Source organism: Faecalibacterium sp. I2-3-92 (assembly GCF_023347315.1).
Taxonomy (GTDB): domain Bacteria; phylum Bacillota; class Clostridia; order Oscillospirales; family Ruminococcaceae; genus Faecalibacterium; species Faecalibacterium duncaniae.
On sequence record NZ_CP094470.1, the window covers coordinates 1,682,993 to 1,698,178 of the forward strand.

Genomic DNA, 15,186 nt, shown 5'->3' on the forward strand with positions numbered 1-15,186 from the left:
CGAAACCTTTTGATTAAAATGGTAGATGATCGGTGGCTAAATAAGGAAGGTGCTTCTCGCAGCACTGTTTATGTAATCAACCATGACACTGTGTAATGTTCCTCTGTTCCCCAGAACGACCGCTCAATCTGCTCTTTCCTCCCCTTTCCCTCACACCCACATCGCATTGTTCCCAAGAACGAAGCCTGAAAATGTACGATTATGACATCAATTTGCAGGTGTCGAGCCATTGCGAATGTATCACGGCATTAACCCGCATGAAACCTTGATTTCTAGCACTTTCAAGGTTTGAAGAGCAGTAATTTTCCACCTTTGAACCGGCTCCAGATCAGTCAGAATAATCTTCACCGTCTCATAGAACTGCAAACAAGAAAACCGCCCTGCCGTATAGCTACGACAGAGCGGTTTTCTGCTGTATGGACTCGAAGGGAGTCGAACCCTCGACCTTTCGGATGCGAACCGAACGCTCATCCCAACTGAGCTACGAGCCCTTAACTGTCCTCTGACCACTAGAGCCAGAGGACATCGTTCATTTTGACTTTATTATTTTACTGCTTCTGGAATCATTTGTCAAGAGTTTCTACCTTCCGGCGAAGCAGACTCATAGGGGGCAGCTCCGGGGTGGGGATGGTGTACTTTTCCATGGCGTGGGGGGTGGATTCCACGCTCTCCCCTGCCTCGTTTTTGATCCACTCCGGGTGCAGCGGGATGCTGCGCCCATCCGGGCAGAGCACCTCCAACGTATCCCCAAGGCTCCATTTGCCGCGCTGCTGGCAGGAGGCAACACCATTCTCCCAGCTTTCCACAGTGCCCACAAACTCCCACTCACGGATATAAGTAGCGCTGTCGGTTGCCTGACGGGCCTGCTCGCGGCCAAAGTAGAAGCCCGGGGAGTAGTGCCGGTGGCTGGTACGGGTCAGCTCGGCCAGAACGTCATCGCTCAGCTCAAAGTTATCGTTGAGCGGTTCGGCCAGATACTGATCCAGAGCCTTGCGGTAGGCGGCGGTGACGCTGGCGACATAGTAGAACGTCTTGGCGCGGCCCTCGATCTTCAGGCTGTCCACACCTGCCTTGCAGATGAGGTCGATGAAGGGAGCGGTGCACAGATCGTTTGCATTGAGGATATAGCTGCCGTTCTCATTTTCACCGATCTCATACAGCTGGCCCGGGCGGGTCTCCTCACTCAGGTAATACTTCCAGCGGCAGGGCTGAGCGCACTGGCCCCGGTTGGCATCCCGGCCTGCCATGTAATTGGAGAGCAGGCACCGGCCCGAGATGCTCATGCACATGGCTCCGTGGACAAACGCCTCGATCTCCAGCTCCGGCGGGGTCTTATCGCGCAGGGTGGCGATATCCTGCAGGCTCATCTCACGGGCCAGCACCACACGCTTTGCACCCATGTTGTAAGCGGCACGCGCAGCGGCCCAGTTGGTGATGCCGGTCTGGGTGGACATGTGGACATCGATCTCCGGGGCGAACTGCTTACAGGCTTCCAGCACGCCCAGATCGGCCACGATAAAGGCATCCACACCGGCGGCAGCAGCAGCTTTGATGGCTTCGGGCAGGCGATCAGCTTCCTCATTGGTGGGCAGCGTGTTCATGGTCAGATAGACCTTGCGGCCGCGGGCATGGGCATAGATCACACCCTCGGTCAGCTGCTCCGGCGTAAAATTGGCAGGAGCCGACCGCATACCGAACTCCGGCAGGCTGCAATAAACAGCGTCTGCTCCATAGTTGATGGCATAACGCAGGCGCTCCAAGTCGCCTGCCGGGGCCAGCAGTTCCGGGATCTGTAACATAAAATCGTCCTCTCTTTTTAACACCCTCTCTGTCATCGCTGACGCGATGCCGCCTCACCGGATCGGTTTCTGCAAACCTGACTCCGGAGCCGCAGTTGGCACTCCCCTTGGGAGAGCTGTCAGCGAAGCCGACTGAGAGAGACTTACTTCTTCAAACTCTGATTGACTTCAGCCGCTTTCCGGCAGTTGGCCTGATGTTCAGCATAGGTCTTGGCGTAATAGTAGTGACCGGAAAGATCCGTAACAAAGAAATAGCAGTCCTTGACTTCCTCATCACACTGAGGTGCCAGAGCAGCCTGGATTGCGGCAAGGCCCGGGTTCGAGATGGGCCCGGCGGGCAGGCCGGTGCAGGTGTAGGTATCGTAGGCATTCCGGATGTTCTCGGGGATCTTCTCCCAGCCGCCATAATACGGAGCCACCCAGTTCCAGAGGTAGTTGTTGTCCTCATCGCTCTGGACATAGCTGGAGGTATTGCTCTGGAGCTTGGGGTAGGGCGAACCCTCGGCCAGACGGTTGCGGAACACCTGCGCCACATTGGAATCCTGATCGTTGCCCGCTTCCTCCTGCACAAAAGAGGCCAGTGTAATGACCTCGGGCAGGGTCAGCTCCTGCTTTTCCAGTTCCCTGTACATCTCAGCTGTGAACTGTTTATCGAAGTGTGCATAGAACGTTGCAACGTAATGATGCACAGTATCGTCCGTCAAAAACTCATAGGTATCCGGAAAGAGGTAGCCCTCACACTTCATAAAGCGGTCGGGGGCATCGTCCGGGACATACTGCCAGAAGGTGTACTCGCTGAAATCTCCGGTGTTGGCTTCTTCCAAAAACTCCTCGGCAGTACACAGACCGGCTTCCTCCATTTTCCGGGCAATGGCAATGGCAGTGGTTCCCTCCGGGAAGGTCAGACGCACCGAATCCGCCTTGGCATACGTGGACAGCTCTGCGATCAGGCCATCGTAGGAATATCCGCCGGTTTGCAGCGTAAAATCACCGTACTGCAGTTTTCCGGCGGCACCCTTGTGCCCCACATACCAGCGGAACAGATAGGCCGAACGGATCACTCCAGCCTCCTTCAGCTCCTTTGCGATGGCAGCAACGCCACTGCCCTGGGGGATGCTGACGGTCACCTCTGCACCGGGCTTTCCTCCATTGCCGTTGATCTCGTTATACGCAAACACGCCTGCTGCACCGACTGTCAGTACCAGCAGCAACAGCACGACCAACAGGATCTTCAGCGCACTGCCTTTTTTCTTTTTCTGGTGTTTCTCTGCCATATCCACGTTCCTTTCAATCCATCATCAGGCGCATGTAGCTCTCCGAAACATCAAAAGGTTCTCCTTCAAAGCGGATGAGGCCATACTCCTGCCGGGTTCCTTCGCCCAGGAACAGATTCTGGGCAGCTCCCACCGTGATGACAGCCTTTTCCACAATGACCTCTTTCTCCCGGGCGGCTTCCATCAGCACCTCGGCAGCACGGTCATTTTCCGCCATCATCTCCACAAAGTAAAGGGTATCCTCCCTGCGGAAATAAATGCCGTAGCCCTGCTCACTGGACACGATGGTCGCACCACGGGAATACAGGTCCCGCAGAATTTCCCCCATCTGCTCCGGCGGCAGCTGAACGGTGTCGGGCCAGTATTTTGCCCGCAGCTCGCAGAGTTTTTTCGCCGTCACGGAATCGAATTCCGCCTGGCTCCACAGGTTGCGCTCCACCTCCCGGGGCAGGCAGCGCAGGGCAAAGGCTTTCTGGAAGCCTTTATCCTGCAGCAGCGTTGAGTGTTCCGGGCTGGCGGGCACTGCCACCACAAAGCCTGCGCCCCGCAGTTTCTGCTGGGCGCACAGGGTATCCACCAGGCCCGCAAGAAGCAGGCTGCCCTGCCCGCACAGACCGAACAGATAGCTGCCCGGGCGGCCCTGCAGGTTCACTGGCACAGCCAGTGCCACAGCCTCAATGTGGTCGTTTTCCTCCGCGACGTAGACATTCTGCACCCCGGCAAAGCGCTCCACAGCGCCACGGACAAACTCCTCCGTGTCGCCGCGCTGGGCCTGCCACAGGGCCAGCACCTCCGCCCAATCGGACGGCTGCATCAAACGGTACATGATATAGGATGCCTCCTTTTGTTTCAAATAACAGCGAGAGCAAGAGTTCTGACCTCTTCCTGAATATCCTCAATGCTTCGCATCTTCTCCCCTGCCGTGCAGTGGACGGTATCCCAGCCGAGGTGAGCGGCGCAGTATTCTGCCGCCCGGCGGCTGCGGGCCAGATATTCGGTGTCCTTTTCATGGACATCCTTCTTGGTCTCGTCGCCATGGTAGCGGGCAGTCATCAGCCGCTGGCTCACCGCCGGGTCAACCTGCAGATAGATCACCTTGTCGGGCGCGGGCAGGCCCAGCAGGTGGTATTCATAGTCAAAAAGCCACTGCAGGAATGTGTCCCACTGCTCCGGAGGGAGCTTCGAGCACTGATGCACGGCATTGGAGGTGGTGTAGCGGTCAGCGATCAGGATGCCGCCTTCCTCGTAGAACTTGCCCCAATCCGACTTATACCCCGCATAGCGGTCCACCGCATAAAAGCTGGATGCCGCGTAGGCGTTGACATCGTCAGGCTTGTCGCCGAACTGCCCGGCCAGATACATCTTGACCAGCGCACTGGAATCACTGCCATAATCCGGGAAGGTGATCTCTCTCACCAGATGATCCGTCACCGTCAGGTGCTTTGCCAGCAGCTTGGCCTGCGTGCCCTTGCCGCTGCCGTCCAGCCCTTCCAGAACGATCAGCTTGCCTTTGCTCATACACCAGCCTCCTGCTTGATGGCCTCATACTTTGCGCGGACTTCGGCAGTTCTGCCGCAGCACATTTTACCCTCGGGGCAGGGGCCGCTGACACAGGCCGGGCCGGCCTTGGCAAAGATATGGGGTGCCACCGGGTAGACCAGCCGGAACATCTCCTCAGCCAGCTGACGGATCTCCCACTGAGCACGGGAGCAGCAGCGCAGATGGAAGAAATTCTGCAGACTGCGGGCGTTCATGGTCACGACCATCTTCGTCTCGCAGGCGTTGGGTAGCACAAAGCGGGCATCCTCATTGGCCTGTTTGGAGGCCTTGGCGCGGGCCTGCTTTTCGGGCATCCCCTCCGCCATCAGGCGGGCAGTGTGGCCGTCCTCCAGCTTTTTTGCAAGGTCCAGGTAGCGCTTCGCATCCTCATCCATGCTCTCAAGAAAGGCTGCCTTTGCCTCAGGGATGGCCTCGATCTCCGGCGGGATGACATAGTGGAAGTCGTCCAGCCGGACATACCGCTGGCTCTGGACACTGAAGGATGCGATGCGGTGCCGGGTGATCTGGGCCAGCAGGGTGCGGCTCACGCCCTCAATGCCAAAGGTGAAGCTGGCATGTTCAATGGGGCTGGCATGGCCCAAGTCGCTGAGCATAGTCAGGAACTTGGCCGTTTTCTCCTCAGTCAGGCCGTCCAGCAGGTCGGTGATATGGGCATCGGAGTAGCAGAGCTTGGCCGCTGCCGCAACCACCTTTTCCGGTTCCGGGGTATGTGCGATCAATCGAACGGTCATCATAGTTTTCTCATTCCTCCGTGATTTTCGTCAGCGGCGCAAAATTTGCCATGGTTTTCTTCACGCCGACCTTTTCAAAGTTGATCTCCACGATCTGGTCTCCGGCAGCGGCCTTGACCGCCAGCACCCTGCCCCGGCCAAAGACCTTGTGCTCCACAATGTCGCCCACCTCGTAATGCTTTGGGCCGGTGGATGCCGGGCGGGAAGCTGCCGGGCTCCCCGGAAAGCTCACGGGTTTGGATGCTGCCTTGGGGGCCGCGGGGCGGCCATAGCCCACACCAAAACCGGAGGAGCCAGACGTGCGCGGGGCGCTGCCTCCGCTGCCAAACCCGGAAGCACTGCAGCCACGGCCTGCATAACCGGAGCCGAAGCCGCCGCGCTCAGAGGCATTGTATTCACGGTTGAGGTAGCTGCCGCCGGTGCGGCCGCCGAAGCTGCTGGAATTGCGGCCCCAGCCGGACGCGCCGGAGTAGCCCGAGGCCCCACCGGGAACGGTATCACTGTAACTGGAACCCCAGCCCATGGAAGAACGGCGTTCCAACGCCGGGCTGCGGGTCTCTTCTATATACTCCGGCTCGATCTCGCGCAGGAAGCGGCTGGGCTCGTTGCGCTGGGTGCGGCCGTAGAGCATCCGGGAGACGCTGTTGGAGATATACAGCTCCTTCTTGGCGCGGGTGATGCCGACATAGGCCAGACGGCGCTCTTCCTCCAGATCTGCCTCGGAGTATTTGCTCATCTCGCTGGGGAACACGCCCTCCTCCATGCCAATGAGGAAAACATAGGGAAATTCCAGACCCTTTGCAGAGTGGATGGTCATCAGAACCACCTGATCGGCACTCTCGTTGTAGCTGTCAATGTCGCTGATGAGGGCGATATCCTCCAGATAGCCTTCCAGTGAGGCCTCCTCGCCGTGCTGATCGCAGTAGTTTTTGACGTTGTTGACCAGCTGGCCCAGGTTCTGCAGGCGGTCTGCCGCATCCTCGTGGCCCTTGGCCGCATCGGCTTCCAGCATGGCCTTGTAGCCGGTCACCTCAATGACATCCTGGGCAAATTCGTCCAGTGTCCTGGTTTCCAGCGATTCCTGCAGTTTTTCGTAGATCTGCCAGAATTTCAGCAGCGGCATGATGGCACGGCTGAGTTTGGCGTATGCATCCGCGTGGGAGATGACTTCCAGCATACTGATCCCCTGCTGGGCGGCAAGGTCAGCGATCACATCGACGGTGGTGTTGCCGATCTTCCGGGCAGGCTCGTTGATGATGCGGCGCAGGCGCACATCATCCCGGGCGTTCGCCACGATGGACATATAGGAGTGGATGTCCTTGACCTCTTTGCGGTCATTGAAGCGCTGGCCGCCCACGATCTTATGGGGAATGCCCGCGCGGGTAAAGTAGCTTTCGATGGGGGCCGACTGGGCATTCATGCGGTAGAGCACCGCATGGTCCGCCAGATGCCCGCCCTCTTTCAGGTGCTCACCGATGACATCCGCAATGTGCATGGCTTCGTCCTGCTCATTCTCGGCAGTGTAGACCTGCACCTTGTCGCCCTCGTCGTTCCGGGTCCACAGGGTCTTGCCCTTGCGCTCGGTGTTGTGCTGGATGACGCAGTTGGCAGCATTCAGGATATTGGAGGTGGAGCGGTAATTCTGCTCCAGACGGATGGTCTTGGTGCCGGGGAAGATGCGCTCAAAGTTCAGAATGTTCTCAATGGTGGCACCGCGGAAACGGTAGATGCTCTGGTCATCGTCACCGACAACGCAGATATTCTTTTCCGGGCCGGTGAGCAGGCTGACCAGCCGGAACTGGGCCACACTGGTATCCTGATACTCGTCCACCAGCAGGTAGCGGTACTTGTTCTGGTAGAACTCCCGCACATCCTCGTGTTCCGCCAGCAGCTGCACGGTCTGGTAGATCAGGTCGTCGAAGTCGAAGGCTCCTGCCTCCCTGAGCTTTTTCTCGTAGGCGGCGTAGACTTTGGCGGCAATGGCTCCCTTGGTGTCCCGGGCCGGGGTGCGCAGCGCCTCCTCCGGGCTGACCAGCTGGTCCTTCCAGCGGCTCATCTGGTTGATGGCGCTCTTGATCGGGAAGAACTTATCGTCGATGCTCAGTTCCTTATAGACCGCCTTCATCACGCGCTGGGAGTCATCGGTATCATAGATGGTAAAGCTGCGGGGGTAGCCGATGGATTCTGCCCAGCGGCGCAGGATGCGCACACAGGCCGAGTGGAAGGTGGAGGCAAACACCTCGTCCCCCTCTTCGCCGCCCAGCATATTGCGCAGGCGCTCCTTGAGCTCCCCTGCCGCCTTGTTGGTAAAGGTGATGGCCATCACGTTCCAACTGCGAACAGCGTTCTGCCGCAGCATCCCGTCCAGCCAGGCGGGCGCATCGGTGCCGGTCATAATTGCCGTTTTCAGGGCCTTGACATCATCCTCGGTCACCTCACGGGGGGTCCAGCCGGAACCGTGGGCCGAGCCAAACCGGATCAGGTTTGCAATGCGGTTGACCAGAACAGTGGTCTTGCCGCTGCCTGCACCGGCCAGAATGAGCAGCGGGCCGTCGGTGGTAAACACCGCCTGCCGCTGCATATCGTTCAGGCGGCCAAACTGCTTTTCAATATAGGTATCGCGCAGAGCGCAGAATTCCTGTTGGAGACTTGCTGCCATTGTTTCACCTGTTCTTCTATAAAATCACTTACTTTATAAGTATATCACAATTCAAGAGGGTTGTACATAAAAAACCGCCCTTCCTGTACAGCACAGGAGGGGCGGCAGTGTTCAGATAAAGCTTAGCCGAAGATGTTGATCAGGATACCGGCAGCAACTGCGGAACCGATAACGCCAGCGACATTGGGGCCCATGGCGTGCATCAGCAGGAAGTTGGAGGGGTTCTCGCTCTGGCCGACCTTCTGAGAAACACGGGCGGCCATTGGAACAGCGGAAACACCAGCAGAGCCGATCAGGGGGTTGACCTGACCGCCGGTCAGGGCGTACATCACCTTGCCGCACAGAACGCCTGCAGCGGTACCAAAGGAGAAGGCGATCAGACCCAGCACAATGATGAACAGGGTGCGGCTGTTCAGGAAGGTGTTTGCAGAGGTGGTGCAGCCAACAGACAGAGCCAGGAAAATGGTGATGATGTTCATCAGTTCATTGCCGGCAGTCTTCTGGATACGATCCACAACACCGGACTCTTTCATCAGGTTGCCCAGCATCAGCATACCGACCAGAACGGCAGCATCGGGAACGATCAGAGAAACAATGATGGTGACCATGATGGGGAAGATGATCCTCTCGGTCTTGGACACGGTGCGCAGCTGCTTCATCACGACTGTGCGCTCTTTCTTGGTGGTGAGCGCCTTCATAATGGGCGGCTGGATCACGGGCACCAGAGCCATGTAGCTGTACGCCGCAACGGCAATGCTGCCCAGCAGCTCAGGTGCCAGACGGGAGGTAACAAAGATGGCAGTAGGGCCGTCTGCACCGCCGATGATGGAGATTGCAGCGGACTGCTTCTGGGTGAAGTCCACAATGCCGGTAGCAGCCAGCAGACGAGCGCCCATATAAGTACCAAAGATACCGAACTGAGCGGCAGCGCCCAGCAGCAGGCTCTTGGGGTTGGAGATCAGGGGGGCGAAGTCGGTCATGGTGCCGATGCCCAGGAAGATCAGCGGGGGGTAAATGCCCAGCTTGACACCCATGTAAAGCATATCGGCCAGACCGCCGTTGTTCAGGATCTCGACCCACATCGGGTGCTCAAGACCATCACCAACGAAGTACTGCATATGGATAATGCCGCTGCCGGGCAGGTTGGCAAGGATCATGCCGAATGCCATGGGCAGCAGGATCAGGGGCTCAAATTCCTTCACGATGGCCAGGTACAGCAGGAAGCAGCCCACGCAGATCATGATCGCGTAGAGGTAGCCGCCCGGCTCACCGAACCGTGCAAAGCCGGAACTCTGGAAAATACCGACCAGAGTATCGATAAACTGTGTCATGTTTTTCCTCCTGTGTTAAAAAGGTGCGGTGGTGTCGTTGACACCAGCCTTGCTCCAGCCATTTGCAGCACGGCGCACGGCCTTCAGGGTGTACTTGCCATTGCCCATGGCATGGATGGCAGCCATAATTGCGGCAACCACATCGCCGGGGATGCCTTCCTCCACCACAGGGGCGGGAGCAGCCTGCTGTACGGGGGCAGCAGGCTTTGCGGCAGCCTTGGGAGCAGCAGGCTCCTTGGCTGCCTTCTTCTTGGCGGCCATACCGTCGAAGATCTTGCCTTCCAGCATGATGATGAGCATCAGCAGGACGAGGATGGCAAACACCAGCACGATACCGGTAATGGTGATAACCACATCAGAACCCAGATTCATGGTCTTCCTCCTAATAATAATTTACTCCGCACTCCGGAGCAGGCCCCGGCGCGCAAAAAGCGATTTGAAAATATTATACAATATTTCCCGACCTGATTCAACAAGTATGAACAAAATTTTGTTGCAACTTTTCCAATTTCTTAACAAGCCGGGTCAGGGCCCCGGTTAACGGCGGCCCATGCGGGGGGTCGCATCCAGGAAGCCGGTCTCCAGCTTATCGTTCAGGCCCAGGCTCATAGCAGTGCCCAATGCCACGCAGTTCACGGGATCGGGCGAGACGGTCACATCCACCTTGAGCTCCTGGCTCAGGTATTCGGGCAGGCCGTGCAGCTGTGCGCCGCCGCCGGTCAGCACCACACCATTGCGGAAGATATCGCCTGCCAGCTCGGGCGGGGTCTTTTCCAGCACCTGATGGGCGGCAGTGCCGATCTGCTCACTCAGCATCATCACAGGCTCGTAGAGGTCGCTGGTGGAAACATTCACCTTGATGGGAAGGCCGGTCAGCAGGCTGCGGCCCTTCACCTCCATCGTCTCATCAAAATCAGCCTTCTGGGGGCAGCAGGCGACGTTCTTTTTCAGCTGTTCTGCGGTACGCTGGCCGATGGCAATGCTGAACTTGTTGCGGACATGCTTCAGGATCTCGTCATCATAGTGGTTGCCCGCTACGCGGACACTGGTGGCCTTGACCTTGCCACCCAGAGACAGGACAGCGATATCGGTGGTGCCGCCGCCGATATCAATGATCATCCGGCCATCGGGCTGGGTGATGTCGATGCCGGAACCCAGTGCAGCGGCAATGGGCTCATCGATCAGGTAGACCTGACGGGCACCGGCGGCCATCACAGCCTCCACCACGGCATCGCTCTCAATGCCGGTGATGGCAGCGGGCACGCAGACAGCCACCCGGGGCTTGACCATGTGGGAGCTGTACACCTGATTCACAAACCGGCAGATCAGCTCCCGGGTCATGGTGTGGTCGCTGATGACACCGTCCTTCAGCGGGAAAATGGCGGAAATATAGTTGGGGGTGCGGCCTACCATGGCCAGGGCCTTGTCGCCCACCTCCAGCACGGAGTTCTTGCGGGTATCCATTGCCACCACGCTGGGCTGGTTGAGCACGACCCCCTGCCCTGCCTGTGCAATGATAATGGTCGTTGTGCCCAGATCGATGCCGATGTCATTCTGTGCCATAATGAAACGTTCCTTTCTCTGCTCCCCTGTTTTCTATCGTAAATGCCCGTTCGGGCGGGAAATCAAATCAATTTATATTGTAGCATAAGCCAGTAAAAAAGTATAGACCAAACCTCTCCTAGTAGGAGAGGCAAGTCAGCAGCCTGGCTCCCCTATTAGGGGAGCTGGCGCAAAGCGCCTGAGAGGTTATTCTGCCGCCATCTGTTCCGGTGGCAGATTCTCTTTCAGCAATTCGCACAGGCCGCTGTACCGCAGGTTCTGCCGGACATTGGACATCATCCGGTTCACCACATCCCGCCGCCCGGCCACGATGCACAATTTGCGGGCGCGGGTCACGCCGGTGTAGAAGAGGTTGCGGTAGCAGAGCCTTGGCGGCACCTGCGCCACCGGCAGCACCACCGCCGGGAACTCGCTGCCCTGGCTCTTGTGCACCGTGATGGCGTAGGCGATCTCCAGCTCGTTCAGGTTTTCCGCCGGGTAGAGCAGGCGGCGGTCATCCATCCGCACCACCATGGAGCGGTCGCGCATGTTGATGGATTCCACAATGCCGATATCACCGTTATAGGCTCCCACGCCCTGCTCCCCGCCAATGCGGTTCCAGACGATCTCGTAGTTGTTCCGCACCTGCATCACCTTATCGCCCACCCGGAACACCCGGGAGGCGCTCTGGAGCTGGGGTTTGCCCTTCTGCTCCGGGTTGAGCAGGTTCTGCAGCTCCACATTCAGCGCCTGGGTGCCGGTGGGTCCCAGCTTGGTGGGGCAGAGCACCTGAATATCCCGGACAGGGTCAAACCCATAGCTCCGGGGCAGACGGGTGGTAACAAGATCGCACACCAGTTTCTGTGCCGCATCGCCGTCCGATTCCAGAAAGAAGAAATCGTCTGTCTTACCGCCCTTCTGCAGCGGCTCACTGCTGATGATGTGGTGGGCGTTCTCCACAATAAGGCTGCGTTTAGCCTGCCGGAAGATCTCGTTCAGGCAGACGGTGGGCACCAGCCCGGAGCGGATGACCTCACCCAGAATGTTGCCGGGCCCCACGCTGGGCAGCTGGTCGGCATCGCCCACCATAATAATGCGGCAGCTGTACCGCAGGGCTGCAATGAGCGCCTGAAACAGCTTCACATCCACCATACTCATCTCATCCAGAATGACCACATCGCATTTGAGCAGGTTCTTGTCATTGTGGATAAAGCTGACCACGCCGCCGGAGTAGTCCACCTCCAGCAGGCGGTGGATGGTAGAGGCCTTGCGGCCGGTCAGTTCACTCAGCCGTTTGGCCGCACGGCCCGTGGGAGCACAAAGCGCCACCCGGTCTGCCTGATGTTCCAGCAACTGCAGGATGGCGTTGACCGTAGTGGTCTTACCGGTGCCGGGGCCGCCGGTCAGCACAAGGCAGTTTTCGGTCATGGCCTTGCGGATGGCTTCCCGCTGCAGGGGCGCATAGGCAAAGCCCTGGGTCAGCTCCAGCACCTGAATGTTTTTATCAAGGTCCCGCACCGTCTGCTTTTCCCGCTTCGCCAGCAGGGCCAGCCGGTCGGCAATGGCCTGTTCTGCTTCCAGCAGGTCAGGCAGATAGATATACGGCGCCGCCTCCAGCATCTTTACGCCAAGCTGCCCGGTCTCAATGCAGTGGTCCAGCGCACGGGCCAGCTTTTCGGGCGGCTGCTGGATGAAGTGGGATGCCGTGTCCAGCAGCTGCGCACGGGGCAGGCAGGTGTGACCGTTGCCCGCGTTGTGGCGCAGGGTGCGCAGAAGCGCTGCTTCCAGCCGCTGGGTGCAGTCCCCTTCCATGTGGTAATACTGTGCAATGCTGTCCGCATGGCGGAAATCCAGCTGCAGGGGTTCCCCACAGAGCAGATAAGGGTTCTGAGAGATGGCCTGCATGGCACTGGGGCCAAAGACGCGAAACACCTCCATGGCGCGGCGGGGGCTGATCTCGAACTGGGCCAGATAGGCGATCAGTTCCCGCATTCCGAACATCCGCTTGAACTCCTGCTGGATGCGGTCAGCTTTGTCCGCCGAGATGCCGGGGATCAGGGTGAGCTGGGCGGGGTCGTTGGCGATCACCTCCAGCGCCGCCGCGCCGAATTTATCGATGATCTTATTGGCCGTGCGCGCCCCGATATAAGGCAGGGAGCCGCTGGCAAGGAAGGCGTATACCGCTTCCAGATCCTTCGGCATATCGGTCTCGCACTCCTGGGCGTGGAACTGGCGGCCATAGGTGGCGTGGTTCTCATATTTACCGCGGCAGACCACGCTCTCGCCCGCATGGAGCTCGCCCACGATCCCGCACACCACGGTGACCGTGCCGCCGCCGGAAATTTCAAACACCGTGTAGCCGTTGTCCGGGTTCTCGTAGATAATGTCCTCCACCGTTCCCTCGATCTGTTCAAGCTCCATGCTCCTCACCCCCTTGTGACATAATTATTTATAGTATAATCGTTTTGGTGTTATTTGTAAAGGAATTGGGCAGGCCCTGCTCTATACAGCCTCTCAGCTTTGGCGTTGCATGAGGCTTTCCCTCTTCGCCAAGGCCTCCCCTACTAGGCAACAAAAGAGCCGCCCTTCTGCGGTTTCGCAAAAGAGCGGCTCAATTTTTACAGGTTTGCGTGCGGTCTTGCTTTTTCCTGTTTCAGCTTCCGGAACACAACGATATACGCCGGGATCAGGAAGAAGCAGGCAAAGAACCAGGCCACCGGGTTTGCAATGCAGGCGGCAAAATAGCCCCACAGCGGCACGAACAGGAAGCCCACCAGAGCACGGGCGATCATCTCTGCCACACCGGCAAACATGGCCAGGCTGGAATAACCCAGACCCTGAATGGTGTAGCGGTAAATGATAAGGACCGCCAGCGGGATATAGAACACGCTGTTCCAGAAGATGAAGCTCTGGGCGTTGGCCATGATCTCGGTCTGGCTGCTCTCAAGGAACAGGCCGATCAACGCCTTATCCAGCACGCGCAGGATCAGGAAGGATGCCACACTGTACACACAGCCGATGCCCAGGGCAGTGTTCACGCCCTTGTTCACACGGTTCAGGTCGTGGGCACCCATGTTCTGGCTGGCGTAGGTGGTCATAGCCGTGCCAATACTCTCCAGCGGGACGGACAGGAACTGTGCCGCCTTGCCGCCTGCAGTCTGTGCTGCCACGATGTCACTGCCCAGACCATTGACTGCACCCTGCAGCACAACGGAACCGATGGCCGTGATGCTGCACTGCAGACCCATGGGGATGCCCATGCCGCACAGCTTGACACAGTGCTGTCTGCTCAGGTGGCTTTCTTCTTTGTTCCAGCGCAGCTCATTATAATGCTTGAGGATGTACCACAGGCTGCCCAGACCGGCCACTGCCTGGCTGAACACGGTGGCGAACGCCGCACCGAACACGCCCATCTTGAAGACGATGATACAGAGCAGATCCAGCCCGATGTTCAGAAAGCTTGCCACCAGCAGGAAGTACAGGGGCCGCTTGCTGTCGCCCAAAGCGCGCATCAGGGCGCTGGTCATGTTATACAGCAGGGTGAAGGGGATGCCGATAAAGATGGTGCGGATGTAGATGTCCGCCAGATCAATGATGTTGTCCGGGGTATTGGTCCAGACCAGAATGGAACGGGTCATAGCCACTGTGACCACGGTAAGCACTGCAGCAAAAAAGACACTCAGCCAGACGGCATTGGCGGTGTAGCGGCGCATCTCCACATAGTCTTTCGCACCGAATGTCCATGAGATGGGGATGGAGAAGCCGCAGGCAATGCCGTTGACAAAGCCCAGCACCAGATAGTTCAGACCACCCACACTGCCGACTGCCGCCAGGGCTTCCACGCCCACAAAGCGGCCCACGATGATGGTATCCGCCAGATTATAGAACTGCTGGAACAGGCTGCCCAGCATCAGCGGCACCGCAAAGGCAAGGATCAGCTTGAGCGGGCTGCCCTGCGTCATATCTTTCGTCATACGCACGTTCCTCCTTGGGAAAGCATCACAGACCTTATCACACGAATTTTTTCCGACAAAAACGCCCTGCCGCGCAATGGACAGGACGTTTTTGTTCATGTGGGTATTATATCAGGTTGCGATGATTTTTCAAGAGGTTTTTTCAAATTTTTCAGTGCTTCCCGGCCAGATGCTTCAGCAGCTGGAACAGAATGCTCCAGAAACCCGTTCCGGCATTGTCCGAAGGCGGGGTCTCCTCATCCGGAATGCTCAGCGGCGTATCATCCTCCGTGATGTCCATAGCAGCCGACACACCATATTCGTCCTGAGCAGCCCA

At 58.2% G+C, this 15,186-nt stretch carries 12 protein-coding genes and 1 tRNA gene; all 13 read right to left on the reverse strand.

What is annotated here, in order from left to right:
- Positions 1–417: 417 nt before the first annotated feature.
- The 13 genes from MTP42_RS08105 to MTP42_RS14625 all read right to left on the reverse strand — a co-directional run bounded on the left by MTP42_RS08105 (position 418) and on the right by MTP42_RS14625 (position 15,150).
- Positions 418–491 (reverse strand) — tRNA-Ala (locus MTP42_RS08105).
- Positions 492–563: 72 nt separating this feature from the next.
- Positions 564–1,799 (reverse strand): peptidase U32 family protein, encoded by a 1,236-nt coding sequence (locus MTP42_RS08110; RefSeq protein WP_249257096.1) that lies wholly within the window; start codon positions 1,797–1,799, stop codon positions 564–566.
- Between the two features lie 143 nt (positions 1,800–1,942).
- Positions 1,943–3,073: an endolytic transglycosylase MltG gene (mltG, locus tag MTP42_RS08115; RefSeq protein WP_249257097.1), complete on the reverse strand. Its 1,131-nt coding sequence runs from the start codon at positions 3,071–3,073 to the stop codon at positions 1,943–1,945.
- Positions 3,074–3,086: 13 nt separating this feature from the next.
- Complete coding sequence (locus tag MTP42_RS08120; protein ID WP_249257098.1) at positions 3,087–3,899, reverse strand: GNAT family N-acetyltransferase; 813 nt, start codon at positions 3,897–3,899, stop codon at positions 3,087–3,089.
- A 23-nt stretch (positions 3,900–3,922) separates the two neighbouring features.
- Complete coding sequence (locus MTP42_RS08125; protein ID WP_249257099.1) at positions 3,923–4,591, reverse strand: dTMP kinase; 669 nt, start codon at positions 4,589–4,591, stop codon at positions 3,923–3,925.
- On the reverse strand, positions 4,588–5,367 hold the full coding sequence (gene thyX, locus MTP42_RS08130; protein WP_005936154.1) for an FAD-dependent thymidylate synthase: 780 nt from the start codon (positions 5,365–5,367) through the stop codon (positions 4,588–4,590). The genes MTP42_RS08125 and thyX overlap by 4 nt, the downstream gene beginning before the upstream one ends.
- Before the next feature lie 7 nt (positions 5,368–5,374).
- Complete coding sequence (locus tag MTP42_RS08135; RefSeq protein WP_249257100.1) at positions 5,375–8,023, reverse strand: ATP-dependent helicase; 2,649 nt, start codon at positions 8,021–8,023, stop codon at positions 5,375–5,377.
- A gap of 122 nt (positions 8,024–8,145) precedes the next feature.
- Positions 8,146–9,354, reverse strand: coding sequence for a sodium ion-translocating decarboxylase subunit beta (locus MTP42_RS08140; protein WP_156060954.1), 1,209 nt, complete (start codon positions 9,352–9,354; stop codon positions 8,146–8,148).
- Positions 9,355–9,369: 15 nt separating this feature from the next.
- Positions 9,370–9,726, reverse strand: coding sequence for an OadG family transporter subunit (locus MTP42_RS08145; protein WP_097771767.1), 357 nt, complete (start codon positions 9,724–9,726; stop codon positions 9,370–9,372).
- Between the two features lie 165 nt (positions 9,727–9,891).
- On the reverse strand, positions 9,892–10,917 hold the full coding sequence (locus MTP42_RS08150; RefSeq protein ID WP_005936170.1) for a rod shape-determining protein: 1,026 nt from the start codon (positions 10,915–10,917) through the stop codon (positions 9,892–9,894).
- A gap of 186 nt (positions 10,918–11,103) precedes the next feature.
- A complete protein-coding gene (gene recD2 / locus MTP42_RS08155) occupies positions 11,104–13,317 on the reverse strand; it encodes an SF1B family DNA helicase RecD2 (protein WP_249257101.1) in 2,214 nt (737 codons plus the stop codon).
- A gap of 197 nt (positions 13,318–13,514) precedes the next feature.
- On the reverse strand, positions 13,515–14,870 hold the full coding sequence (locus MTP42_RS08160; RefSeq protein ID WP_097773769.1) for an MATE family efflux transporter: 1,356 nt from the start codon (positions 14,868–14,870) through the stop codon (positions 13,515–13,517).
- A gap of 151 nt (positions 14,871–15,021) precedes the next feature.
- Positions 15,022–15,150 carry a hypothetical protein gene (locus MTP42_RS14625; RefSeq protein ID WP_256466559.1) on the reverse strand — a complete coding sequence of 43 codons (129 nt, stop codon included), beginning with the start codon at positions 15,148–15,150 and terminating at the stop codon, positions 15,022–15,024.
- Positions 15,151–15,186: the final 36 nt, after the last annotated feature.